Origin of the sequence: Streptomyces sp. NPDC006372 (assembly GCF_040612515.1) — a bacterium.
Taxonomy (GTDB): Bacteria; Actinomycetota; Actinomycetes; order Streptomycetales; family Streptomycetaceae; genus Streptomyces.
This window is the reverse complement of the sequence record NZ_JBEXQJ010000029.1, coordinates 84538-108014: the sequence shown is the minus strand read 5'-3', so window position 1 is coordinate 108014 and position 23477 is coordinate 84538. Positions and strand designations below refer to the sequence as shown.

The 23477-nt window shown below is 71.8% G+C and carries 20 protein-coding genes; 16 read left to right on the top strand and 4 right to left on the bottom strand.

The annotated features are described in order from the left end of the window. Positions 1–59 precede the first annotated feature (59 nt). The 8 genes from ABZ016_RS32345 to ABZ016_RS32310 all read left to right on the top strand — a co-directional run bounded on the left by ABZ016_RS32345 (position 60) and on the right by ABZ016_RS32310 (position 8690). Positions 60–1166, top strand: coding sequence for a quinone-dependent dihydroorotate dehydrogenase (locus ABZ016_RS32345; RefSeq protein ID WP_356920244.1), 1107 nt, complete (start codon positions 60–62; stop codon positions 1164–1166). Then, positions 1163–2008 carry an orotidine-5'-phosphate decarboxylase gene (gene pyrF, locus ABZ016_RS32340; RefSeq protein ID WP_356920243.1) on the top strand — a complete coding sequence of 282 codons (846 nt, stop codon included), beginning with the start codon at positions 1163–1165 and terminating at the stop codon, positions 2006–2008. The genes ABZ016_RS32345 and pyrF overlap by 4 nt, the downstream gene beginning before the upstream one ends. A 266-nt stretch (positions 2009–2274) precedes the next feature. Continuing rightward, positions 2275–2598: an integration host factor gene (locus ABZ016_RS32335; RefSeq protein ID WP_003977346.1), complete on the top strand. Its 324-nt coding sequence runs from the start codon at positions 2275–2277 to the stop codon at positions 2596–2598. Positions 2599–2656: 58 nt separating this feature from the next. Beyond that, entirely contained in the window at positions 2657–3250 is a 594-nt protein-coding gene (gmk, locus tag ABZ016_RS32330; protein ID WP_356920242.1) for a guanylate kinase, read from the top strand. A gap of 70 nt (positions 3251–3320) precedes the next feature. Beyond that, on the top strand, positions 3321–3593 hold the full coding sequence (rpoZ, locus tag ABZ016_RS32325; protein WP_003988945.1) for a DNA-directed RNA polymerase subunit omega: 273 nt from the start codon (positions 3321–3323) through the stop codon (positions 3591–3593). Between the two features lie 115 nt (positions 3594–3708). Further along, positions 3709–4911 carry a bifunctional phosphopantothenoylcysteine decarboxylase/phosphopantothenate--cysteine ligase CoaBC gene (coaBC, locus tag ABZ016_RS32320; RefSeq protein WP_356920254.1) on the top strand — a complete coding sequence of 401 codons (1203 nt, stop codon included), beginning with the start codon at positions 3709–3711 and terminating at the stop codon, positions 4909–4911. A 238-nt stretch (positions 4912–5149) separates the two neighbouring features. After that, positions 5150–6358, top strand: a complete 1209-nt coding sequence (metK, locus tag ABZ016_RS32315; protein WP_356920241.1) for a methionine adenosyltransferase — start codon at positions 5150–5152, stop codon at positions 6356–6358. 115 nt (positions 6359–6473) lie between these two features. Then, positions 6474–8690 carry a primosomal protein N' gene (locus ABZ016_RS32310; RefSeq protein ID WP_356920240.1) on the top strand — a complete coding sequence of 739 codons (2217 nt, stop codon included), beginning with the start codon at positions 6474–6476 and terminating at the stop codon, positions 8688–8690. Positions 8691–8815: 125 nt separating this feature from the next. On the opposite strand, the gene ABZ016_RS32305 is transcribed toward ABZ016_RS32310, so the two are convergent. Next, positions 8816–9361, bottom strand: coding sequence for a hypothetical protein (locus ABZ016_RS32305; protein ID WP_356920239.1), 546 nt, complete (start codon positions 9359–9361; stop codon positions 8816–8818). Positions 9362–9685: 324 nt separating this feature from the next. On the opposite strand from ABZ016_RS32305, the gene fmt reads away from it, so the two are divergent. After that, positions 9686–10618, top strand: a complete 933-nt coding sequence (gene fmt, locus ABZ016_RS32300; protein ID WP_356920238.1) for a methionyl-tRNA formyltransferase — start codon at positions 9686–9688, stop codon at positions 10616–10618. A gap of 99 nt (positions 10619–10717) precedes the next feature. Further along, positions 10718–12136, top strand: a complete 1419-nt coding sequence (locus tag ABZ016_RS32295; RefSeq protein WP_356920237.1) for a transcription antitermination factor NusB — start codon at positions 10718–10720, stop codon at positions 12134–12136. Positions 12137–12168: 32 nt separating this feature from the next. Here the strand turns inward: ABZ016_RS32295 and ABZ016_RS32290 are convergent, their stop codons facing one another. Then, positions 12169–12642, bottom strand: a complete 474-nt coding sequence (locus tag ABZ016_RS32290) for a hypothetical protein (protein WP_356920236.1) — start codon at positions 12640–12642, stop codon at positions 12169–12171. Then, entirely contained in the window at positions 12597–13088 is a 492-nt protein-coding gene (locus ABZ016_RS32285) for a hypothetical protein (protein ID WP_356920235.1), read from the bottom strand. The genes ABZ016_RS32290 and ABZ016_RS32285 overlap by 46 nt, the downstream gene beginning before the upstream one ends. Positions 13089–13226: 138 nt before the next feature. On the opposite strand from ABZ016_RS32285, the gene ABZ016_RS32280 reads away from it, so the two are divergent. Then, complete coding sequence (locus tag ABZ016_RS32280; protein ID WP_356920234.1) at positions 13227–16628, top strand: tetratricopeptide repeat protein; 3402 nt, start codon at positions 13227–13229, stop codon at positions 16626–16628. A gap of 20 nt (positions 16629–16648) precedes the next feature. On the opposite strand, the gene ABZ016_RS32275 is transcribed toward ABZ016_RS32280, so the two are convergent. Further along, positions 16649–18799 (bottom strand): MMPL family transporter, encoded by a 2151-nt coding sequence (locus ABZ016_RS32275; protein ID WP_356920233.1) that lies wholly within the window; start codon positions 18797–18799, stop codon positions 16649–16651. Positions 18800–18957: 158 nt separating this feature from the next. Between ABZ016_RS32275 and rpe the strand changes: the two genes are divergently transcribed. The 5 genes from rpe to ABZ016_RS32250 all read left to right on the top strand — a co-directional run bounded on the left by rpe (position 18958) and on the right by ABZ016_RS32250 (position 23308). Next, positions 18958–19644: a ribulose-phosphate 3-epimerase gene (gene rpe / locus ABZ016_RS32270; protein WP_356920232.1), complete on the top strand. Its 687-nt coding sequence runs from the start codon at positions 18958–18960 to the stop codon at positions 19642–19644. A gap of 78 nt (positions 19645–19722) precedes the next feature. Beyond that, positions 19723–20766 (top strand): sugar-binding domain-containing protein, encoded by a 1044-nt coding sequence (locus ABZ016_RS32265; RefSeq protein ID WP_003988936.1) that lies wholly within the window; start codon positions 19723–19725, stop codon positions 20764–20766. A gap of 24 nt (positions 20767–20790) precedes the next feature. Beyond that, positions 20791–21111 (top strand): barstar family protein, encoded by a 321-nt coding sequence (locus ABZ016_RS32260; protein WP_356920253.1) that lies wholly within the window; start codon positions 20791–20793, stop codon positions 21109–21111. 173 nt (positions 21112–21284) lie between these two features. Then, positions 21285–22727 (top strand): GuaB1 family IMP dehydrogenase-related protein, encoded by a 1443-nt coding sequence (locus tag ABZ016_RS32255; protein WP_356920231.1) that lies wholly within the window; start codon positions 21285–21287, stop codon positions 22725–22727. A gap of 83 nt (positions 22728–22810) precedes the next feature. After that, positions 22811–23308 (top strand): GNAT family N-acetyltransferase, encoded by a 498-nt coding sequence (locus ABZ016_RS32250; protein ID WP_356920230.1) that lies wholly within the window; start codon positions 22811–22813, stop codon positions 23306–23308. Positions 23309–23477: the final 169 nt, after the last annotated feature.

Here is a 23477-nt window from a genome sequence, read left to right as displayed (position 1 = left end):
GGGACACCGGAAACGGTGTCCCCCTCTTCGTGAGGACAGCATGTCTTCGTGAGGACATCATGTACAAGATCTTCTTCAGCCTGTTCTTCAAGCGGCTGGACCCGGAGCAGGCCCACCACCTCGCCTTCCGCTGGATCCGCCTGGCCGCCCGCGTCCCCGTGCTGCGCACCTTCCTCGCCGCCGCCCTCGCGCCCCGCCACAAGGAGCTGCGCACGGAGGCCTTCGGGCTGCGCATGCACGGCCCCTTCGGGCTGGCCGCCGGCTTCGACAAGAACGCCGTCGGCATCGACGGCATGGCGATGCTCGGCTTCGACCACGTCGAGATCGGCACCGTGACCGGCGAGCCGCAGCCCGGCAACCCCAAGCAGCGGCTGTTCCGGCTGGTCAAGGACCGGGCGCTGATCAACCGCATGGGCTTCAACAACGACGGCTCGCTCCGGGTCGCCGCCCGTCTGGCCTCCCGCACGCCCGTCTTCCGGACCGTGGTCGGCGTCAACATCGGCAAGACCAAGGTCGTACCGGAGGAGGAGGCCGTCGCGGACTACGTGAAGTCCGCCGAGCGGCTCGCGCCCTACGCCGACTACCTGGTGGTCAACGTCTCCTCGCCGAACACTCCCGGTCTGCGCAACCTCCAGGCCACTCAGGCCCTGCGTCCCCTGCTGAGCGCCGTCCGCGAGGCCGCCGACCGCACGGTGTCCGCGCGGCGCGTCCCGCTCCTGGTCAAGATCGCGCCCGACCTCGCCGACGAGGACATCGACGCGGTCGCCGACCTCGCCGTGGAACTCGGCCTGGACGGGATCATCGCCACGAACACCACCATCGCGCGCGAGGGACTCGGCCTGAAGTCCGACCCCTCCCTGGTCAACGAGACCGGCGGCCTGTCCGGAGCACCCCTCAAGGAGCGCTCCCTGGAGGTCCTGCGCCGCCTCTACGCGCGTGTGGGCGACCGGATCACCCTGGTGGGCGTCGGCGGCGTCGAGAACGCCGAGGACGCCTGGCAGCGCATCCTCGCCGGTGCCACGCTGGTCCAGGGCTACAGCGCCTTCATCTACGAAGGGCCCTTCTGGGGCCGGGCCATCCACAAGGGGCTCGCCGCGCGCCTGCGCACCAGCCCGTACGCCACGCTCGCCGACGCGGTGGGCGCCGACGTGAGGAAGACGGCATGAGTGGTCTCGAGCCCTTCGGTGCCCGCCTGCGCCGGGCCATGGACGAGCGCGGCCCGCTGTGCGTCGGGATCGACCCGCACGCCTCCCTGCTCGCCGAGTGGGGTCTGAACGACGACGTGGCGGGCCTGGAGCGGTTCAGCCGCACGGTCGTCGAGGCGGTGGCCGACCGGGTCGCCGTGCTCAAGCCGCAGAGCGCGTTCTTCGAGCGCTTCGGCTCGCGCGGGCTCGCCGTCCTGGAGACGTCGGTGGCCGAGGCGCGGGCGGCGGGTGCGCTGGTCGTGATGGACGCCAAGCGCGGCGACATCGGCTCCACGATGGCAGCGTACGCCGAGTCCTTCCTGCACAAGGACGCCCCGCTGTTCTCCGACGCGCTGACGGTCTCGCCGTACCTCGGCTACGGCTCGCTCAGCCCGGCCGTCGCGCTGGCCCGGGAGAGCGGCGCGGGGCTGTTCGTGCTGGCGCTGACCTCCAACCCGGAGGGCGGCGAGGTCCAGCACGCCGTGCGGGCCGACGGCCGGAACGTCGGAGCGACGATGCTCGGGCACCTGTCCGTCGAGAACGCGGGGGAGGAGCCCCTGGGGTCCTTCGGCGCGGTGGTCGGCGCGACCCTCGGAGACCTGTCGTCGTACGATCTGGACATCAACGGCCCGCTCCTCGCGCCCGGAATCGGTGCCCAGGGGGCGACGCCGGCCGATCTTCCCGAGGTCTTCGGCGCGGCCGTGCGCAACGTGGTGCCGAACGTCAGCCGGGGAGTGCTACGCCATGGTCCCGACGCGGTCGCTCTGCGTGACGCCGCGGAGCGCTTCGCGGAGGAGATCCGTCACGCCGTGGCCGCCTCCTGACCTTGTCCGGAGACCTCCGATGAGTGGTCCGGGGGGCTCTTGAATCTGAATACATCCTCAAATCCGGGGCAGTATGTCCTAAATGTCCGTTCAGATGAAGGCTGACCAGGACTTTTCCGCTGTTCTCGCTGACTCTGGCGGACTTGCCCGCTAGTCTCCGACGAGAGTGAACGGGCAAGCGTGTTGCTCGTAGCTCCCCAGGTGTGGGGCGACTAGGTTCCTCACCGGTCCGTATCCGACAGTTCGACATCCGAGGTGACGTAGGCGTGGCTCTTCCGCCCCTTACCCCTGAACAGCGCGCAGCCGCGCTCGAAAAGGCCGCCGCGGCTCGCCGGGAGCGGGCCGAGGTCAAGAATCGACTCAAGCACTCCGGCGCCTCCCTTCACGAGGTCATCAAGCAGGGCCAGGAGAACGACGTCATCGGCAAGATGAAGGTCTCCGCCCTCCTTGAGTCCCTGCCGGGCGTGGGCAAGGTCCGCGCCAAGCAGATCATGGAGCGACTCGGTATCTCCGAGAGCCGCCGCGTGCGCGGCCTCGGCTCCAACCAGATCGCCTCCCTGGAGCGCGAGTTCGGCAGCACCGGCTCCTGAACCGGGCACTCCGGGGAAGCGAGTCCCGGGCACTCCGGGATTGCTGGATAATCGCTGCATGGCTGGAACACCCCGGGGGACGACCCCCGTACCCCCGGACGTACGTCCGCGGCTGACCGTGCTCTCCGGCCCCTCCGGGGTCGGCAAGAGCACGGTCGTCGCTCATATGCGCAAGGAACATCCCGAGGTCTGGCTCTCGGTGTCGGCGACGACCCGCAAGCCTCGCCCCGGCGAGAAGCACGGAGTCCACTACTTCTTCGTCACCGACGACGAGATGGACAAGCTGATCGCCAACGGCGAGCTGCTGGAGTGGGCGGAGTTCGCCGGCAACCGCTACGGCACGCCGCGTGCGGCCGTGCAGGAGCGCCTGGAGAAGGGTGAGCCCGTCCTCCTCGAGATCGACCTGCAGGGCGCCCGTCTGGTCCGGGAATCGATGCCCGAGGCCCAGCTGGTGTTCCTGGCTCCTCCCTCCTGGGAGGAGCTGGTGCGCAGGCTCACCGGGCGGGGCACCGAACCGCCCGAGGTGATCGAGCGCCGGCTCGAGGCGGCGAAGATCGAACTGGCCGCCGAGCCGGAGTTCGACACCACCCTGGTCAACACCTCCGTCGAGGACGTGGCTCGCGAGCTGCTAGCCTTGATGGACGTGGTGTGACCATCGCTGATCGTCTCGATCCTCACTGGTCACCCCGACAGAATCTTTCCCATCCATCGGAAGGTAGAGCGTGTCCTCTTCCATCTCCGCGCCCGAGGGCATCATCAACCCGCCGATCGACGAGCTCCTCGAGGCCACCGACTCGAAGTACAGCCTCGTGATCTACGCGGCCAAGCGGGCCCGCCAGATCAACGCGTACTACTCGCAGCTCGGCGAGGGTCTCCTCGAGTACGTCGGTCCTCTCGTCGACACCCACGTCCACGAGAAGCCGCTCTCGATCGCCCTCCGCGAGATCAACGCGGGCCTGCTGACGTCCGAGGCCGTCGAGGGCCCGGCACAGTAAGTAGTATTTGCAGCTTGACGCTGACTTTTCCACAGGCCCGGCAGGCCGACTGCCGGGCCTGTGGTGTGTCATGGAGTCGTACGTTGTGCAGGGTGCCGAGGTCCGGGGAGAGACGGTGGACAAACCGAAGGTCGTTCTGGGGGTCAGTGGCGGCATCGCCGCGTACAAGGTCTGTGAGCTGCTGCGGCGGCTGACGGAGTCGGGCCATGACGTGCGCGTGGTGCCCACGGCCTCCGCGCTGCACTTCGTCGGCGCCGCCACCTGGTCCGCGCTCTCCGGCCACCCGGTCTCCACCGAGGTCTGGGACGACGTGCACGAAGTCCCGCACGTCCGCATCGGGCAGCACGCCGACCTCGTCGTCGTCGCCCCCGCCACCGCCGACACGCTCGGCAAGGCCGCCCACGGCCTCGCCGACGACCTCCTCACCAACACGCTGCTCACCGCCCGCTGCCCCGTCGTCTTCGCCCCCGCGATGCACACGGAGATGTGGGAGCATCCGGCCACCCAGGAGAACGTGGCGACGCTGCGCCGCCGCGGCGCCCTCGTCATCGAGCCGGCCGTGGGCCGTCTCACCGGCGTGGACACCGGCAAGGGCCGGCTGCCCGACCCGGGCGAGATCTTCGAGGTCTGCCGCCGGGTGCTGGCCCGGGGCGTGACCGAGCCGGACCTGAAGGGACGGCATGTGGTGGTCAGCGCCGGCGGCACCCGCGAGCCCCTGGACCCCGTCCGGTTCCTCGGCAACCGCTCCTCCGGCAAGCAGGGCTACGCCCTCGCCCGTACGGCGGCCGCCCGCGGCGCCCGCGTCACACTGATCGCGGCCAACAGCACCCTGCCGGTCCCGGCCGGCGTGGACGTCGTCCCCGTGGGGACCGCCGTGCAGCTGCGCGAGGCGGTCCTCAAGGCCGCCGCCGACGCCGACGCGGTCGTGATGGCGGCGGCCGTGGCGGACTTCCGCCCGGCGGCGTACGCGGCCGGGAAGATCAAGAAGAAGGACGACCAGGAGCCGGAGCCGATCATTCTGGTGCGGAATCCGGACATCCTCGCGGAGATCTCCGCCGACCGCGCGCGCCCCGCGCAGGTGGTCGTCGGCTTCGCCGCGGAGACCGACGACGTACTCGCCAACGGACGCGCGAAGCTGAAGCGCAAGGGCTGCGATCTGCTCGTGGTGAACGAGGTGGGCGAGCGCAAGACCTTCGGTTCCGAGGAGAACGAGGCGGTCGTGCTCGGCGCCGACGGCAGTGAGACCCCGGTGCCGTACGGACCCAAGGAAGCCCTGGCCGAGACGGTGTGGGACCTGGTGGCCGAGCGCCTCGGCTGATGTTTCCGTGACCCTGCGCGCCGGTGAAACCCGGCCGAACGGCGCGTGGCGCCTCTGGTCAATGCCGCTCGGCATTGGGCAGAATGCCCGTGCCGCAGGTCACAGCCCTCCCGAGTGTCGAGACAGGGGGGCCGTGGCCGAAGCGTGACCGATAAACTGTTCCACGGACGGCGCCCGGGTGCAGCCCCCGCCGTCCGCCAATGATCAGCCAGCAGCCGCTGCAACCCCAGGGAGCGTTGTGTCCCGTCGCCTGTTCACCTCGGAGTCCGTGACCGAGGGTCACCCCGACAAGATCGCTGACCAGATCAGCGACACCATTCTCGACGCGCTGCTGCGCGAGGACCCGGGCTCCCGGGTCGCCGTCGAGACCCTGATCACCACCGGCCTGGTGCACGTGGCCGGCGAGGTCACGACCAAGACGTACGCGGACATCGCGACGCTGGTCCGGAACAAGATCCTCGAGATCGGCTACGACTCCTCGAAGAAGGGCTTCGACGGCGCCTCCTGCGGCGTGTCGGTGTCGATCGGCGCGCAGTCCCCGGACATCGCCCAGGGCGTGGACACGGCGTACGAGTCCCGTGTCGAGGGTGACGAGGACGAGCTCGACAAGCAGGGCGCGGGCGACCAGGGCCTGATGTTCGGCTACGCGACGGACGAGACGCCGACGCTGATGCCGCTGCCGATCTTCCTGGCCCACCGCCTGTCGAAGCGCCTGTCCGACGTGCGCAAGAACGGCACGATCCCCTACCTGCGCCCGGACGGAAAGACGCAGGTCACCATCGAGTACGACGGTGACAAGGCGGTCCGCCTGGACACCGTCGTCGTCTCCTCGCAGCACGCCTCCGACATCGACCTGGAGTCGCTGCTGGCTCCGGACATCAAGGAGTTCGTGGTCGAGCCGGAGCTGAAGGCGCTCCTGGACGACGGCATCAAGATCGACACCGAGAACTACCGTCTGCTGGTCAACCCCACCGGCCGCTTCGAGATCGGCGGCCCGATGGGCGACGCCGGTCTGACCGGCCGCAAGATCATCATCGACACCTACGGCGGCATGGCCCGCCATGGCGGCGGCGCCTTCTCCGGCAAGGACCCGTCCAAGGTCGACCGCTCCGCCGCGTACGCGATGCGCTGGGTCGCCAAGAACGTGGTCGCCGCGGGTCTCGCCACCCGCTGCGAGGTCCAGGTGGCGTACGCGATCGGCAAGGCCGAGCCGGTCGGCCTGTTCGTCGAGACCTTCGGCACCGCCAAGATCGACACGGACAAGATCGAGAAGGCGATCGACGAGGTCTTCGACCTGCGCCCGGCCGCCATCATCCGCGACCTCGACCTGCTCCGCCCGATCTACTCCCAGACCGCGGCGTACGGCCACTTCGGCCGTGAGCTTCCCGAGTTCACCTGGGAGCGCACGGACCGCGTGGACGCGCTGCGCAAGGCGGCAGGGCTGTAAGCAAGGCCCCAGGGCATGAGAGGCCCGGCTCCCCTCGGGGGGCCGGGCCTCGCCGTGTCCCGGGCTGCTCCCGGGACGCCGTCGGTTGTCAGTGGGGTTTGGTAAGAATACAAGCGTGAGCAGCGAGAACGAGCACGGTGACGCTGGTGCCGGCGGCGTGGAGGGTGCGCCGCCCGAGCAGCTCGCGCTCATCCGGGAGAGCGTGCGGAAGGCCAGGACGCCCCGGGCCAAGCCGCGCACCTGGCGGGGCGCCGCGCTGGCCAAGGAACTGCCCGTCGCGCGGGTGCTCGTCGACAAGGGCGTGCTCCACCTCGACCGGTACTTCGACTACGCCGTGCCCGAGGAGCTGGACGCCGAGGCCCAGCCGGGCGTGCGGGTGCGGGTGCGGTTCGGGGCCGGACGGCACCGGGTGCGGGAAGGCCGGCGCGAGGGCGGTGGGCTGATCGACGGGTTCCTCGTCGAGCGGCTGCCCGAGTCCGACTACTCCGGGCCGCTGGCCGCCCTCGCCCAGGTCGTGTCGCCCGAGCGGGTGCTGAGCGAGGAACTGCTGGGTCTGGCCCGGGCCGTCGCCGACCGCTACGCGGGCAGCCTGGCCGACGTCCTGCAGCTGGCCGTCCCGCCGCGCAACGCACGGGCCGAGCAGCGCCCCTCGCCCGCGCCGCAGCCGCCGCCCCCGCCGCCCGGAGCGGGCTCCTGGCAGCGCTACGAGCGGGGAGCGGCCTTCCTGGAGGCACTGGCCAACGGCGGAGCGCCACGGGCCGTGTGGAACGCGTTGCCCGGCCCGCAGTGGAGCGAGGAGCTGGCACGCACCGTCGCGGCGACCCTGGCCTCCGGGCGCGGAGCGCTCGTCGTCCTGCCCGACGGGCGGGCGGTCGCCCGCGTCGACGCCGCGCTGACCGCGCTGCTCGGCGAGGGACGGCACGCGGTGCTCACCGCCGACGCGGGGCCCGAGAAGCGGTACGCGCAGTGGCTCGCCGTGCGGCGGGGGTCCGTACGGGCCGTGATCGGCACCCGGGCAGCGATGTTCGCGCCGGTCCAGGACCTGGGACTGGTCGCCCTGTGGGACGACGGAGACGACAGCCACAGCGAGCAGCACGCCCCGCAGCCGCACGCACGGGAGGTGCTGCTGCTGCGGGCCGCCCAGGACAAGTGCGGCTTCCTCCTCGGCGGCTGGGGCTGCACCGTGGAGGCCGCGCAGCTCGTCGAGACCGGGTGGGCCGGGCCGCTCGTCGCCGCACGGGACCAGGTACGCGCCGCCGCCCCGCTCGTCCGTACCGTCGGCGACGGCGACCTCGCGCGGGACGAGGCCGCCCGGGCCGCCCGGCTGCCGACGCTCGCCTGGCAGGCCGTCAGGGAGGGGCTGCGACAGGGCCCGGTGCTCGTGCAGGTGCCCCGGCGGGGGTACGTGCCACGCATGGCGTGCGCCGCCTGCCGGGCACCCGCGCGGTGCCGGCACTGCTCCGGGCCGCTGGAGGCGCGGGACGGCGGCGCGTTGTGCTGTGGCTGGTGCGGCCGGGAGGAGAGCGGCTGGCACTGCCCGGAGTGCGGGGGCTTCCGGCTGCGCGCCTCGGTCGTGGGGGCGCGGCGGACGGCCGAGGAGCTCGGACGGGCTTTCCCCGCGGTTCCGGTGCGGACCTCGGGTCGTGAACACGTCCTCGACACCGTGCCGGAGGCGCCCGCGCTGGTGGTGAGCACGCCGGGGGCCGAACCCGTCGCCGAGGGCGGTTACGCGGCGGCGCTGCTGCTGGACGGGTGGGCCATGCTCGGGCGGCCCGATCTGCGGTCCGGGGAGGACGCGTTGCGGCGGTGGATCGCGGCTGCGGCGCTCGTCCGCCCGCAGTCGGCCGGAGGCACGGTGGTCGTCGTGGCGGAGCCGACGCTGCGCCCCGTGCAGGCGCTCGTCCGGTGGGACCCCGTCGGGCACGCGGTGCGGGAACTGGCCGAGCGGGCGGAGCTGGGTTTTCCGCCGGTGTCGCGGATGGCGGCGGTGTCCGGGCCGCCGGAGGCGGTGGCCGACTTCCTCCGTACGGCCGAACTGCCGCCGGAGGCCGAGGTGCTGGGGCCGGTGCCGTTGCCCGTGACGCCTGCGGGGCGACCGCGGCGGGCGGGGGCGCCACCGCCCGGGGAGCAGTGGGAGCGGGCGTTGCTGCGGGTGCCGCCGGGGAGGGGCGCGGCGCTGGCCGCCGCGCTGAAGGCCGCGCAGGCTGTGCGTATGGCTCGCGGGAGTGGAAGCGGAAGTGCGAGTGCCGGCGCCCGGGGGAGTGCGGGTGCTCGGGGGAGTGGGGCCGGGAGTGCGGTCTGGGTGCGGATCGACCCGCTCGACATCGGGTGAGCGCGATGGGGGCGGTCAATGGGGGTGGGGTCCGGTGCCGCCTTTCCGGTGAGGCGTCGCCGCCCGCGTAGGCGGCTGCCCTCCCGGACCGGGGTCGGGAGGGCAGCTCCGGGTGCGGTGTCCGATCAGCCGCTGCGCGGGCCCGGGAAGGCCGTCGGCCTCGCCTCGTCGCGGAGGGCCGGGCTGCCGGCCGTCGGCTGGGTGGGCATGGAGCGGGCCGCGGGGACCGTCGGGACCGTGGGGAGGCCGGCGTTCACATTGACCGTGCGGTTGCCCGACGGCTCCGGGGCGCGCTCCGCCTCGGCCGCGGCTGGCTGGGCCGTGGTGCGGCGCGCGCCGTAACGGCGGTGGACCGCTTGCTTGGTGACGCCCAGCGCGGAGCCCACGGCGTCCCACGAGAAGCCGAGTGAGCGGTCGAAGTCCACGGCCGCAGTGACCAGGGTCTCGACGCTGTCGCGCAGCTCCTGGGCGAGACGTACGGTCGGGGCGGGCGCGCGTCCGTAGACGACGAAGCCCGTGGAGGGGCCGGAGCGGCGCGGGCGGTAGACGTTCCCCAACTGGGCGGTGAGCGTGCGCAGTGCGTCCACCTGCCGGCGGACCCGCTCGATGTCCCGCACCAGCAAGTGCAGGCTGGCCCGAGCCTGGGCGTCGTGGGTTGCGTGGTCGGCCATGAACAAGCCTCTCGAACCGGCGATGAAAGGAATTGGGCCGCGATGGCGGCCCGTTGTGGTCAACTCTGTCTTGACCAACGCGGATTCGCTCCGTGGGTCACGGTGTGGGGGCGTGGGAGCGTGTGCGTGCGCCTGTTTGCGCGGGGTGTGCGCCTCGGCCTTCGGCCTTCGGCTTGGTCTCCCACCCGCGCACCGCCCATAACTCACAGCTGAGAGGTCCGGTTCACCCGCGGGGGCCGGGCGCCGTCGGCGGCCTTCGGTTTCGGGCTCATAGACTTGGGCGTTGCCCGTCACAGTCCCCGCCCGAGAGGCCCCCACCACCCCATGAAGCTCGTCTTCGCCGGTACACCCGAGGTCGCCGTTCCCGCCCTGGACGCTCTGCTCGCCTCCGGGCGGCACGAGGTGGCCGCTGTCGTCACGCGGCCCGACGCGCCGGCCGGGCGGGGGCGCAGGCTCGTCGCCTCGCCCGTCGCCGAGCGGGCGGAGGAGGCCGGGATCGAGGTGCTGAAGCCCGCCAAGCCGAAGGACCCGCAGTTCCTGGAGCGGCTTCGGGAGATCGGGCCGGACTGCTGTCCCGTCGTCGCCTACGGCGCGCTGTTGCCCCGGGTCGCCCTCGACGTTCCCGCGCACGGCTGGGTCAATCTGCACTTCTCGCTGCTGCCGGCCTGGCGGGGTGCCGCGCCCGTGCAGCACGCCATCATGGCGGGCGACGAGATCACCGGGGCGTCCACCTTCCTGATCGAGGAGGGGCTCGACTCCGGGCCGGTGTACGGGACGGTGACCGAGGAGATCCGGGCCACCGACACCAGCGGGGACCTGCTGACCCGGCTGGCCTTCGCCGGTGCCGGGCTGCTCGCGGCGACCATGGACGGGATCGAGGACGGCACGCTGAAGGCCGTACCGCAGCCGGCCGAGGGTGTCACCCTGGCCCCGAAGGTCAACGTCGAGGACGCCCACCTGGACTGGAACGCGCCCGCGCTGCGCGTCGACCGGGTGGTGCGGGGCTGCACTCCGGCACCGGGCGCCTGGACCCTGTTCCGCGGTGAGCGGCTCAAGCTCGTCCAGGTCGCCCCCGTCCCGGACCGGACAAACCTCGCGCCGGGGCAGATCGCCGCCCAGAAGAACAACGTGTACGTCGGCACCGGCTCGTACGGCGTCGAGCTGCTGTGGGTGCAGGCGCAGGGCAAGAAGCCGATGCGGGCGGCGGACTGGGCACGCGGGGTGCGGATCGCCGAAGGGGAGCGGCTCGGGGGCTGACCCACCGGCTTCACGGGCTCACCCACCCGCGACCTGTTCGTGCCCGGCGCGGCGTAGGCTGGACGGCGCACTTCACCTCACCCCCGGAGCACCTTTTTCGTGAGCGACCAGTCCCGTCGGCCCCGTCCGTCCGGCAAGCCCTACCGTCGGCCCAAGAAGGACCCCGTCCGCATCCTCGCCTTCGAGGCGCTGAGGGCCGTGGACGAGCGGGACGCCTACGCCAACCTCGTGCTGCCGCCCCTGTTGCGCAAGGCGCGGGAGAACGACGACTTCGACGCTCGGGACGCCGCGCTCGCGACCGAGCTGGTGTACGGGACGCTGCGGCGGCAGGGGACGTACGACGCGGTGCTCGCCACCTGTGTGGACCGGCCGCTCGGGGACGTCGACCCGCCGGTGCTGGACGTGCTGAGCCTCGGCGCGCACCAGCTGCTCGGAACCCGGATCCCGACCCACGCGGCCGTGTCCGCCACCGTCGAGCTCGCGCGGGTCGTGCTCGGCGACGGGCGGGCCAAGTTCGTCAACGCCGTGCTGCGGAAGGTCGCGCAGCACGATCTGGACGGTTGGCTGGAGCGGGTCGCGCCGCCCTACGACGAGGATCCCGAGGAGCACCTCGCCGTCGTCCACTCGCATCCGCGGTGGGTCGTGTCCGCGCTGTGGGACTCCCTCGGCGGCGGGCGCGCCGGCATCGAGGAACTGCTGCGCGCCGACAACGAGCGGCCCGAGGTGACCCTGGTGGCGCGGCCCGGGCGGGCCGTCGCGGAGGAACTGCTCGAGGAGGACGCCGCCGTGCCCGGGCGCTGGTCGCCGTATGCCGTGCGGCTCAGCGAGGGCGGCGAGCCAGGTGCCGTCGCCGCCGTGCGGGACGGGCGTGCGGGCGTGCAGGACGAGGGCAGCCAGCTCGTCGCGATCGCCCTCGCGGGCGCGCCACTGGAGGGGCCCGACCGGCGGTGGCTGGACGGCTGCGCGGGGCCCGGCGGCAAGGCCGCGCTGCTCGGTGCCCTCGCGGCACAGCGGGGCGCGCTGCTCGTCGCCTCCGAGAAGCAGACCCACCGCGCCGGGCTCGTGGCCAGGGCGCTGGACGGGAACCCCGGGCCCTACCAGGTGATCGCCGCCGACGGCACCCGTCCGGCCTGGCGGCCCGGCAGCTTCGACCGGGTCCTGGTCGACGTGCCGTGCACCGGCCTCGGTGCCCTGCGGCGCCGCCCCGAGGCTCGCTGGCGGCGCCGGCCGGACGATCTGGAAGGGTTCGCGCCGTTGCAGCGCGGTCTGCTGCGCACCGCCCTGGAGTCGGTGCGGGTCGGCGGGGTCGTCGGCTACGCGACCTGCTCGCCGCACCTCGCCGAGACCAGGGCCGTGGTCGCCGACGCCCTCAAGCAGTACCCGGACACCGACCTCGTCGACGCCCGGCCGCTGCTGCCCGGCGTACCGGACCTGGGCGAAGGGCCCGACGTACAGCTGTGGCCGCATCTGCACGGCACGGACGCCATGTACCTGGCACTCATTCGCCGGACCGGCTGACGCGGGGGCCACCGCTACGGGCAGTCCGGATCTCAGGCCAGTACGGTGCCCACGGCCTGTCCGATCTGGCGCTTGACCAGGTACGACTCGGCGCGGTGGGGCTCGGCGCCGTTGTCGATCGTCCAGTCCGACTCCAGGGCTCCGTACGGGTCGGCGAACAGTTTCGCCAGGTCGGGTTCCGCCGCGACCAAGTCGTCGTGGTCGGCATAGTTGGCCCACCGGGCGACGCGGGGCGGGATCGTCTTCGCCTCGGGAATCCTGTCGTACACCAGGGTCCGCAGGCCGAGGGGTGAGCCCAGGGTCAGGAGCAGGGGTAGCCGGTGCCGCGATCGATGTGCCGCCTGGAACGCGGCCACCGAACCGAGGGAGTGACCGATGACGGCCACCGTCTCGGGGCCGATGTGCGCGGCGATCCGTCGCTGAACCTCCTCCTGGATTTTCTCCTCGGTCAGGTAACGGGTCACCTGGGCGAGGGCCCGGTGGACGAAGCGCTGGGCGAAGGCCATGCCCGCCGGTGCGAACAGCGCAGTCGGGCCAGGCCGTTCAGCGCCGGCCGTCCGGCAGCGCGTGCCCCCTGACGGCCGGGAGCGTCCGGGTCCAGAGCGCTGATCAGTCGGAATGCCTCGTCGCGGTCCGCTTCGCTCGCCGCGCGTTCCTCGGCGCGGTGGAGCCATTCCAGCGCCAACGCACTGGCCAGTTCCTGCTGGTCGGGGAGTAGATCGTCGACGCTCTGGCCGTCACCCATCTGCCCGGCGTCCAGGAAAAGGTCGCCGTAGAACACCATGCGGCAGTCCTCGTGACCGGGACGCCGGTCGCGCCACAGCCGGTCGGCGGCGCCGGAGTGGCCCGCGACCCGCAGTCCGCCGGCGAGAGCCGGCAGCCACCTGGACTCCAGCGTGTCTGCGGACTCCTGCTCCTGCCCGATGCCGTGTACGAGCACGATGCGACTCACACAACCCCCTTGAATGCCGCCCCCGCCGGGGCGTCGCCGGTTCCAGCAGCCTAACGACTGCGGCTTGCCCCCATACCGCCGAACTGAACGAAGGGAGCGAGCATTTGACATGGTGACCTGTGTGGCCATGCTGAGGTCATGAGCAACGGGGGGAACCGCTTCTCGCTGGTGATCGCATCGCAGTGCACGGCCCTGGGCGTGCACCGCACGCTGGGTCCGCTGGACGAGGCCGCGACGGGCCTCGACGCCGTCCTGCGTGACCCGCTGCGGGGCGGCTGCCGTCCGGCCCTCGCCGACGGCCGGACGCTGCTGCTGAACCAGGACCATACGACGACCTACGCGGCGGTGGCCGAGGCGGTGGCATGCGCGGGGCAGGCAGGTGGCACGCTGTTGCTCGTGTGGATCGGTCACGGGATGGCCGCCAACGGAGACTTCTACGCCCTTCCGGAGGGGTGTACCCCCTCTCCGGGGCACCCGGAGGGTCCGTACGCACTGGTGCGGCATCTGAAGGAACTGCTCGCCGCCCACCCGGATCCGGAGCTCGTCCTGCTGCTGGACGCGTGCATGTCCGGAGCGGGGCTGGCCGAGGCCGCGGCCGGCTGGACCGGACTGAACGCCGACCTGCGGCGCCGGATACAGATCCTCTCGGCGGCCAACCTCGACGAGCCTGCCTACGACTGCGGCTTCAGCCGGAGCACGGAGGGACTGCTGCGGTACGGCCACATCGCTTGGGGCGAGCGGTTCGTGGCGGACGACCTCAAGCGGGCTGCCGAGCGCTTCGAACGCCGGCAGCAACCCGCTCTGCTGTCCCTGAACGGCATCAAGGCCGGCGTGGCTCCGTGGGTGTCGCGCAACGCCGCTCTCGTGCCGCAGACCGGCTCATTGCCGGCCATGTGCCGGGCCGATCTCCCCGCGTTGCGCGAGGCCTTGCGGCACTTCCGGCCCACTGCATCGCTCTCGGAGCTGGTCAAGGCCTCTCGCTCGCACAAGTACGTCGTGGTGAGCGGTCCCGCCGGGTACGGGAAGACCACCCTGCTTGCCGCTCTGACCAGGCCGGAGGTGGCCACCGGCGTCGTGCCCCAGGGGTTCGTCCACGGGTTGCGGCTGTTCAGGCGGCAGGAGACGAGCGACCGGGTGGCCCGGGACCTCGCCTGGCAACTCGGCATCACGGTTCCCGGGTTCACCGAGGCCGTCGCCGACCACGAGGCCTCGGTGCCCAGTGCCGAGTGGGAGGAGCTGCCGCTGGCCGAACGGCTGCTGCTCGGCCCGTTGGGCCGGCTTCCGGGTGTCCTCGTCCGCATCGCCCTGGACGGCTACGACCAGCTCGCAGAGAGCGCCGCGGCAGAGATCACCGATCTGGTGGAGCGCCTTCGGTCCCGGTCCGGAGACGGGGCGGACGTACGTCTGGTGCTCTCGGCGCGCCCGGGGGCGGTTCCCACATCCGACGTCACCCTGAGACTCGAGGCGGCGCCGGACGCCGAGGTACGCCGGTCACTTGAGGACCAGGAAGTTCCCGAACACCTCCTGGACCCGATCGTCGAAGCAGCTGACGGCAGCTGGCTGGTCGCTTCCCTGCTGGCCGACCAGGTACGGGCCCACCCCTTCATGGCAGCGCACGAAGTGCCCCAGGGCCTGGGAGCCGTCTACGACCTGGTCCTCGACGAGGCTCTGGAGGGCGGCAGGGCCTGGGACGCGCCGGGCGCCCTGGTCAGGGCGCTGTTCACCGTACTGGCCGCCGCGGGCCCGGGCGCCGTCCTGCCCCGGGAACTCCTCCTCGCCGCCTGCGCCGAGATAGGAGCCACCGACATCGACGAGAGCCACCTCGACGACGGTCTGCCGAGCCCGCTGCGCCGCTTCGTGGTCCGGGCCCCGGTCGGCGGCGACACCTCCGACACCTGGCTGTACGGCCTTTTCCACTCCTCGCTCATCGAGCACCTCACGAACGGGACCGAGTCGGCCTACTCGCTGGACGTGGTCGCCGGGCACGGGGCACTGGCCGCAGTGCTCGCCCGCCTGGCCCCCGCCGCCGAGTACACCCCGGCCGTGTCCCATGAGCCCCTTCAGGACTACGCGCGACGGGCCGAGCCCGAGCATCTGTGGCGGTCCGGCGCCCACATGGAGGCTCTGGAGCGGCTCGCCGCGCGCCCGTCGCAGGTGCCCGCGGACAATGTGCGGCAGTGGCAGCACTGGCACCGAGTCATCGAGGAGACGTACGGCTCGGACCATCCCCTCACCTCCATCGCTCACCACAACGTGGCCGCGCACACCGGCATCGCGGGCGATCTGCAACAGGCCGTGGAGATGTACGCGGCCCACCAGGGAGCCGCGGACGGCAGCACCCTGAGCCTGCTCACGAGGGCCAACCTGGCAGCGGCGACGGGCGTGGCGGGGGATGCCGCAGGGGCGCTGAAGCAATGCACCGCCCTGCTGCCGGACATCGAACGTGTACTGGGCCCCGATCACGTCCTCACCCTCACCGTCCGCAGCAACATCGGCTTGTGGAGCGGAGAGGCCGGAAATCCAGCACGAGCCCTCGAACTGAGCCTCGAACTGCTCCCCGACCGTGTTCGTGTTCTGGGGCCGGATCACCACAGCACGCTCACCACCCGGCACAACATCGCCCTCTGGACGGCGGAGGCCGGTGACAACCGACGCGCCCTGGCGCTCTTCGAGGAGCTTCTGCCGGACCGTGTGCGGGTGCTGGGGCCCGACCACCTGGACACGCTGGCCGTGCGCAACAACATCGCCCTGCTGACAGGGGAGAGCGATGTCGAGCGGGCGTACGAGTTGTTCACCGAGTTGATGAAGGACCGTGAGCGGGTGCTCGGCCCGGAGCATCCCGACACGCTGATCACCCGCAGCAACCTCTCCCACTGCATCGCCTACCTAGGCGATCCACAGCGCGCGCTGGAACTGAGCGAGGACATCCTTGCCGCCCGGCTCCGGGTCCTCGGTCCCGATCACCCCAACACCCTCAAGGCCCGGTACGACATCGCGATCATGACGGGGCAGGCAGGTCGGCCACGAGAGGAACTGCGGCTGCTGACGGACTTGCTGCGGGAGGAGGAGCGCGCTCTCGGCCCGGACCACCCCGCCGCGCTCTCGACGCGTGCGGCCATCGCGGAGACGACCGGCAGGCTGGGGAACGCCCAGCAGTCAGTGAAGCTGTGGGCCGCTGTGATCGAGGCCCGGCGTCGGGTCCTCGGCCCGGAGCATCCGGCCACGCTCCAGGCACGTGCCTGCCACGCCCTGGAGACCGCGGGGGCGGGCAGCCCGCGGCGAGCTCTACGACTGCTCGACGAGCTTCTGCCCGACCACATCCGGGTGCTGGGTCCCGACCACCGCGACACGCTGAGCCTCCGTGTCGGCATCGCCGGCCTCACGGCGCGGCGCGACAGGGACCGCGGGTGCGCGCTCTTCTCCGATGTACTGGCGGATCAGGTACGTGTGCTGGGTCTGACCCACCCGGACACCTCGACCACCGCACGGCACATGAAGGCGCTGACGGAAAGTCCCCGGACCGGCGGGAGGCGCCGCTGAGCCCTGACCGACCGGCGCTCTCAGTCCGTGAGCTCTCTCGCCGCCCCCTGCTCGGCCAGGCGGCCCGCTCGCGCGCCGCCGTCCTCCCTGGCCAGCCGGTGCGGCCACCACACCTTAGGGCCCACGTCCAGGAACAACGACGTCACCAGGACCGAGCGCACGACGAACGTGTCGATGAGGACGCCGAGGGCGACCGCGAAGCCGATCTCGGCGAAGGCGACCATCGGGAGGGTGCCGAGGGCGGCGAAGGTGCCGGCGAGGACCAGGCCGGCGGAGGTGATGACCGCGCCGGTGGCGGCCAGGCCGGCGACGACGCCCGCTCTGGTGCCCTGACGGGCCGCCTCCTCGCGGATGCGGGTGGTGAGGAAGATGTTGTAGTCGATGCCCAGGGCGACCAGGAAGACGAAGACGAACAGCGGGAAGTCCGTCGCCTCGCCCGCATAGTCGAAGACGTGACGGAAGGCCAGGGCGCTGATGCCCAGGGCCGCCGTGAAGGACAGGATCACCGTCCCGACCAGCAGCAGCGGGGCGATCAGGGCCCGTAGCAGCGCGCACAGGATCAGCAGGACGACGGCCAGAACCAGCGGGATGATCACGATGTTGTCGCGGGTCGTCGCCTCGTCCATGTCGATGAGCCCGGCCGTGCCGCCGCCCACCAGGGCGTCCGCGTCCGGCACCGCGTGCACCGCGTCCCGCACCCTTTCGACGGTCTGCTTGGCCGCCTCGCTGTCCGCCGGGTCGGCCAGGGTCGCCTCGAACAGCACCTTGCCCTCGAACACGGGTCTCGTACCCGGGGGCAGGCCGAGCGAGGCCGGCACGACGCCCTCGGTCCCTGCGACCGCGCGACCCACCTGCCGCGCCTGCGCCTGGTCGGAGACGATGACGAGCGGGTTGCCGCTGCCGGCGGGGAAGTACCGCTCGGATACCTCCTGGCCGACGATCGAGTCCGGCTTGTCCGTGAAGGCGTCCGCGTTGCCGATGCCCGCCGCGCGCAGCTGGACGAGACCGAGCGAGCAGACCGCGAGGACGACAGCCGTCACCGCCCAGACCGTGCGCGGACGGCGGGCGATACCGCGGCCGGTGCGGGCCCAGAAGCCGCGCCCGGTGGGGTCGGCCGAGCCGAAGAGCGGGATCACCGGCCAGAAGATCCAGCGGCCGAAGATCACCAGCAGGGCCGGGAAGAGGGTCATCATCGCCAGCAGGGCGACCGCCACCCCGATCGCCGCGACCGGGCCCAGGCCGCTGGTGGAGTTCATCTCCGCGACCAGCAGCACCAGCATGCTCAGCACGACCGTCGCGCCGGAGGCGAGCACGGCGGGGCCCGCCCGGTGCAGGGCGAGCGCCATCGCCTCGTGCCGGTCCTCGTGGCGGCGCAGTTCCTCCCGGTAGCGCGCCACGAGCAGCAGCGCGTAGTCCGTCCCCGCGCCGAACACGAGCACCGTGAGGATGCCGGCGCTCTGCCCGTTGACCGTCAGGTCGGCGTGTTCGGCGAGGAGATAGATCAGCGCCTGCGCGGTGAACAGCGCGGCGATCACGGCGAGCAGCGGGACCAGCAGCAGGCTGGGACTGCGGTAGGTGATCAGCAGCATGACGATGACGACGCTCATGGCCGCCACCAGCAGCGTCGAGTCGATGCCCGCGAAGGCCTTGGAGAGGTCCGCCGACGTGCCGCCCGGCCCGGTGATGTGCACGGAGAGGCCACCGTGACTGCGGCCGGTGACGTCCCGCATGGAGTCGACCGCGGGCGCGATCCGCTCCCAGCCCTTCTCGTTCATCGTGATCGGTACGAGGATCTCCGCGGCCCGGGGATCGGCCGGCCGGTCGTAGACGGGCCCCCGGGTCTCCGTGCCCCGGATGCCGTGGTCGCGCAATTGCCTCAGCCGTGCCGCGTCCGCGGTGATCTGCGCGCGGTCCTGTGCGGTGAGCCCGCTGTCCCGGGCGTAGACGACGACCGCGGGGATCTGCTCGGGACGGAAGTCCTTCGACAGTTCCAGGACCTGGGTGGACTCCGCGGACCCCGGCAGCCAGGACGCCGCGTCGTTGTCCTGGGCGTCGGTGAGCTTCATCGCGAACGGCGCCGCCACGAACAGGACGACCACCCACAGACCGAGTACCAGCCACTTGGCCCGCCGCCCACAGACCAGATGCCCGATGCCCCGGTTGCTCGTCATGAAGACCTCCGCACCGATGCCCTTGAGGGGCGCGGGGCCGTGTCGATGGCGGCTCCGCCGCGCGGGCGCGACCAGCCACACACGACCCGCACCCGGCGGCGACCGCGAGTCCTGGGACCCCCACCGCCCAAGCACAGCGCAACGCATAGGCTAAGGACATGGCCGCGCAGATCAACCCCAGCATCCTGTCCGCAGACTTCGCCCGCCTCGCGGACGAGGCGAAGGCCGTGGAGGGAGCCGACTGGCTCCACGTCGACGTCATGGACAACCATTTCGTCCCGAACCTCACGCTCGGCGTGCCGGTCGTGGAGTCGCTCGCCCGAGCGACGGACACTCCGCTGGACTGCCATCTGATGATCGAGGCCCCCGATCGGTGGGCGCCGCAGTACGTGGAAGCGGGGGCCGGTTCCGTCACCTTCCACGTCGAGTCCGCCGCCGCCCCGGTCCGGCTCGCCCGGGAGATCCGCGCCAAGGGCGCCCGCGCCTCCATGGCGCTGAAGCCCGCGACCCCCATCGAGCCGTACGAGGACCTGCTCCCCGAGCTCGACATGCTGCTGATCATGACGGTCGAACCGGGCTTCGGGGGACAGGCCTTCCTCGACATCATGCTTCCGAAGATTCGCCGCACCCGCGAGTTGATCAGCAAGCACGGACTGGAGCTCTGGCTCCAGGTCGACGGCGGAGTTTCCGCTTCCACCATCGAGCGCTGCGCCGACGCCGGAGCCGATGTCTTCGTGGCCGGATCGGCGGTCTACGGGGCAAACGACCCGGCCGAGGCGGTACGTGCACTACGCACGCAGGCCGAGGCGGCGACGGCGAAGGCCTCCTGGGCCTGCGACCACTGAGCCACAGCAAAGTGAACGGCTCTCATCAGGGCTGATCGACCGCGCCGGATCTGCAAGGATGAACGGCGAATCCAGAGTGTGAACAGCAGTGAGGAGATCGCCGTGTCGGGTATGTCGGCGGGCCGGTCAGCCATGCGGATGGGACCCGCTGAGCTGGTGCAGGCGGCGGCCATGGCCCGCCGCTTCTACCTCGAGGGCAAGTCCAAGATCCAGATCGCGGAGGAGTTCGGCGTCAGCCGCTTCAAGGTGGCCCGGGTCCTGGAAACCGCCCTCGAACGGGATCTCGTACGTATCGAGATCCGTGTGCCTGCGGAACTGGACGCCGAGCGCTCGGACGCGCTCCGCGCCCGTTACGGCCTCAGGCACGCCGTCGTGGTCGAGTCCCCGGCCGAGGCCGAGGAGACACCCGACCCCGAGAACCTGGGAGAGGTGGCCGCCGACCTGCTCGGCGAACTGGTCAACGAAGGTGATGTGCTGGGCCTGGCCTGGGGCCGCTCCACCATCCACATGGCGGCGGCGCTCGACCGGCTGCCGCCGTGCACGGTCGTGCAGTTGACGGGTGTGTACGACGCCGGGACCGCCGAACGCGGCTCGGTCGAGGCCGTGCGACGGGCCGCCCAGGTGTCCGGCGGGGACGCCCACCCCATCTACGCACCGATGCTGTTGCCCGACGCGGCCACGGCCTCGGCACTGCGCAACCAGACGGGGATCGCCCGGGCCTTCGAGCACTTCGACAAGGTCACCGTCGCCTGCGTCTCCATCGGCTCCTGGGAGCCGGGCATCTCCACGGTGCACGACATGCTCACCGAGGAGGAGCGCGCGCACTACGCCTCTCTCGGCGTCGCCGCCGAGATGTCCGCGCACCTCTTCGACGCGGAGGGCCGCCGGGTCGGACGTGACCTGGGCGAGCGGTGCATCACCGTCAAGGCCGACCAGCTCCGCCGGGTCCCCGAGGTCGTCGCGATCGCGGGCGGGCAGCGCAAGGGGCCGGCGATCGACGCGGTGCTGCGGTCCGGGCTCGTCACCAGCCTGGTGACGGACACGTCGGCCGCGGACTACCTGATGACGGCGGGGCCGACGCCCAAGTCGGCGTTCAACCGGTCCGACCCGGACGGAGCCTGACGGATGGTCAGCGAGTCGCGAGGGGTGATGGACGACCCGGCGGGCCGGATCGTGGTCACCCTGGACCTCGACGGGGTCACGGACAAGGTGGGCCTCATGGACCGCTGCGCCCGTGACCTGGCCCTGCCCGAGTGGTTCGGCCGGAACTGGGACGCCCTCGCCGACTGCCTGTCCGACCCGGACCTCTGGCCCGAGGGGGCCGTGGACCGGGGGCTGCTGGTCGTCGTCCGGGGCTGGCGGGCCTACGCCGAGACGCGGCCCGACGAGTGGCAGGTCGCGGAGGAGATCTTCGCCGAGGCGACGGACCGGGGGCCGGGACTCTTCGTGACCCTGGGCCCTTCGTGAGGCTGGGCCCTTCGACCCTCGGGCTTGGAGCATCCTCCGAGGAGCCCCCTGACCAGCCTGGATGATCCGCCGGGGGCCGTCCGGAGCCCCGGCGTGGGAGAATGAAGTACGTGCTCTTTCCCCCTGGCCGGCCGGTCAGGGGGTCACCTCTGAACGACTGGGATGTGCAGCACGTGCGTTTCCTCAATGACATCCAGCCCGGGTACGACCTGACGTACGACGACGTCTTCATGGTGCCGAGCCGCTCCTCGGTGGGCTCGCGGCAGGCCGTCGACCTCAGCTCCCCGGACGGCACGGGCACCACCATCCCGCTCGTCGTCGCCAACATGACCGCCATCGCCGGGCGCCGCATGGCCGAGACCGTGGCCCGCCGCGGCGGCCTGGTCGTCATACCCCAGGACATCCCGATCGAGGTCGTCACCGAGGTCGTCTCCTGGGTGAAGAGCCGCCACCTGGTCCTGGACACCCCGATCATCCTGTCCCCCCACCAGACGGTCGCGGACGCGCTGGCCCTGCTGCCGAAGCGGGCACACAACGCCGGAGTCGTCGTCGACGAGGACCACAAGCCGATCGGCGTGGTCACCGACTCCGACCTGTCCGGCGTGGACCGCTTCACACAGCTGGCCGAGGTCATGTCCAAGGACCTGCTGCTCATCGACGCCGGCATGGACCCGGGAGAGGCATTCAACACCCTCGACCACGCCAACCGCCGCTACGCCCCCGCGGTGCACCCGGACGGCACGCTCGCCGGCATCCTCACCCGCAAGGGCGCCCTGCGCGCCACGCTCTACCAGCCGGCCACCGACGCGCAGGGGCGGCTGCGGGTCGCCGCCGCCGTCGGCATCAACGGCGACGTCGCGGGCAAGGCCCAGCAACTGCTGGAGGCGGGCGTCGACACCCTCGTCATCGACACCGCGCACGGCCACCAGGAGTCGATGGTCAGCGCCCTGAAGCTGGTGCGCGACCTCGACCCGCAGGTGCCGATCGCCGCGGGCAACGTGGTGGCCGCGGCGGGCGTGCGCGACCTGATCGAGGCGGGCGCCGACATCGTCAAGGTCGGTGTCGGGCCCGGCGCCATGTGCACCACGCGCATGATGACCGGCGTCGGCCGGCCGCAGTTCTCCGCCGTGCTGGAGTGCGCCGCCGAGGCGCGGAAGTACGGCAAGCACGTGTGGGCCGACGGTGGCGTCCGGCACCCGCGCGACGTGGCGATGGCCCTCGCCGCCGGTGCGTCCAACGTGATGGTCGGCTCCTGGTTCGCCGGCACCTACGAGTCCCCGGGCGACCTCCAGCACGACGCCCAGGGGCGCGCCTACAAGGAGTCCTTCGGCATGGCCTCCGCCCGTGCCGTGCGCAACCGCACCTCGGAGGAGTCGGCGTACGACCGGGCCCGCAAGGCGCTGTTCGAGGAGGGCATCTCCACCTCCCGCATGTTCCTCGACCCGGCCCGCCCCGGCGTCGAGGACCTGATCGACTCGATCATCGCGGGCGTCCGCTCCTCCTGCACCTACGCCGGGGCCGGCTCCCTGGAGGAGTTCGCCGAGAAGGCCATCGTCGGCATCCAGAGCGCCGCCGGCTACGCCGAGGGCAAGCCGCTGCACGCCAGCTGGAGCTGAGGCGCCCAGCGCTTTCGTGCATGCAAAGCCCCCGATGAAAAATCGGGGGCTTCGTGCGTGCGCACGGCCTACCGTCGTACGCCATGGAGATCACCGTGTGCCGGGCAGCCGACGTCGAGGTGCTCGACCGGTGCATCGGCTCCCCGGGCGCCACCTCGTTCCACGCGCGTCGCTTCGAGCGCCAGGAACGGGGCCTGAGCACGTATCTCGTCGCCTGGCACGGCCGGCGGCCCGTCGGTCATGCGGAGGTGCGCTGGGGCGGCTGTGACGACGCGACGGTGCGGGCGGCGCGGCCCGGCTGCCCGGAGATCAACGCGCTGAGCGTGTGGCCCGAGACGCTGCGTTCGCGCGGCATCGGCAGCGCCCTGCTCCGGGCGGCCGAGGAGCGGGCCCGTACGCGGGGGCGCACGGCCGTCGGACTCGGCGTCGCCGACGACAATCCGCGCGCCGCGGCCCTGTACGCCCGGCTCGGCTACCAGGCCCTCGCCCCCTACCTCGGCCGCTGGTCGTACGAGGACCACGAGGGCGTCACGCGCGAATGTGTCGAGAAGCTGACGTTCCTCGTGAAAGAGCTGCCCTGAACAAGCCCTGCGCAACGGACGAAAGCAACCGCGCAACGAACCTCCGGCCGATCGCGAGGAACGCAATGATCTTGCAGGACTGCGCAAGGTTGCTGCATTTCACCAGCAACGCCGATGCTCGTAGGCTGTCGCCTCGTACGTGGCGTGGCAGGGACCCCGCTCGGTGGGT

Excerpts from the sequence above, each read along its gene's own strand:
- rpe (WP_356920232.1), top strand. The coding sequence starts at position 18,958 with ATGGCCGCGCAGATCAACCCCAGCATCCTGTCCGCAGACTTCGCCCGC.
- fmt (WP_356920238.1), top strand. The coding sequence starts at position 9,686 with ATGAAGCTCGTCTTCGCCGGTACACCCGAGGTCGCCGTTCCCGCCCTG.
- ABZ016_RS32345 (WP_356920244.1), top strand. The coding sequence starts at position 60 with ATGTACAAGATCTTCTTCAGCCTGTTCTTCAAGCGGCTGGACCCGGAG.
- ABZ016_RS32250 (WP_356920230.1), top strand. The coding sequence starts at position 22,811 with ATGGAGATCACCGTGTGCCGGGCAGCCGACGTCGAGGTGCTCGACCGG.
- ABZ016_RS32290 (WP_356920236.1), bottom strand. The coding sequence starts at position 12,642 with ATGGCCTTCGCCCAGCGCTTCGTCCACCGGGCCCTCGCCCAGGTGACC.
- gmk (WP_356920242.1), top strand. The coding sequence starts at position 2,657 with ATGGCTGGAACACCCCGGGGGACGACCCCCGTACCCCCGGACGTACGT.
- ABZ016_RS32305 (WP_356920239.1), bottom strand. The coding sequence starts at position 9,361 with ATGGCCGACCACGCAACCCACGACGCCCAGGCTCGGGCCAGCCTGCAC.
- ABZ016_RS32275 (WP_356920233.1), bottom strand. The coding sequence starts at position 18,799 with ATGACGAGCAACCGGGGCATCGGGCATCTGGTCTGTGGGCGGCGGGCC.
- pyrF (WP_356920243.1), top strand. The coding sequence starts at position 1,163 with ATGAGTGGTCTCGAGCCCTTCGGTGCCCGCCTGCGCCGGGCCATGGAC.
- ABZ016_RS32280 (WP_356920234.1), top strand. The coding sequence starts at position 13,227 with ATGAGCAACGGGGGGAACCGCTTCTCGCTGGTGATCGCATCGCAGTGC.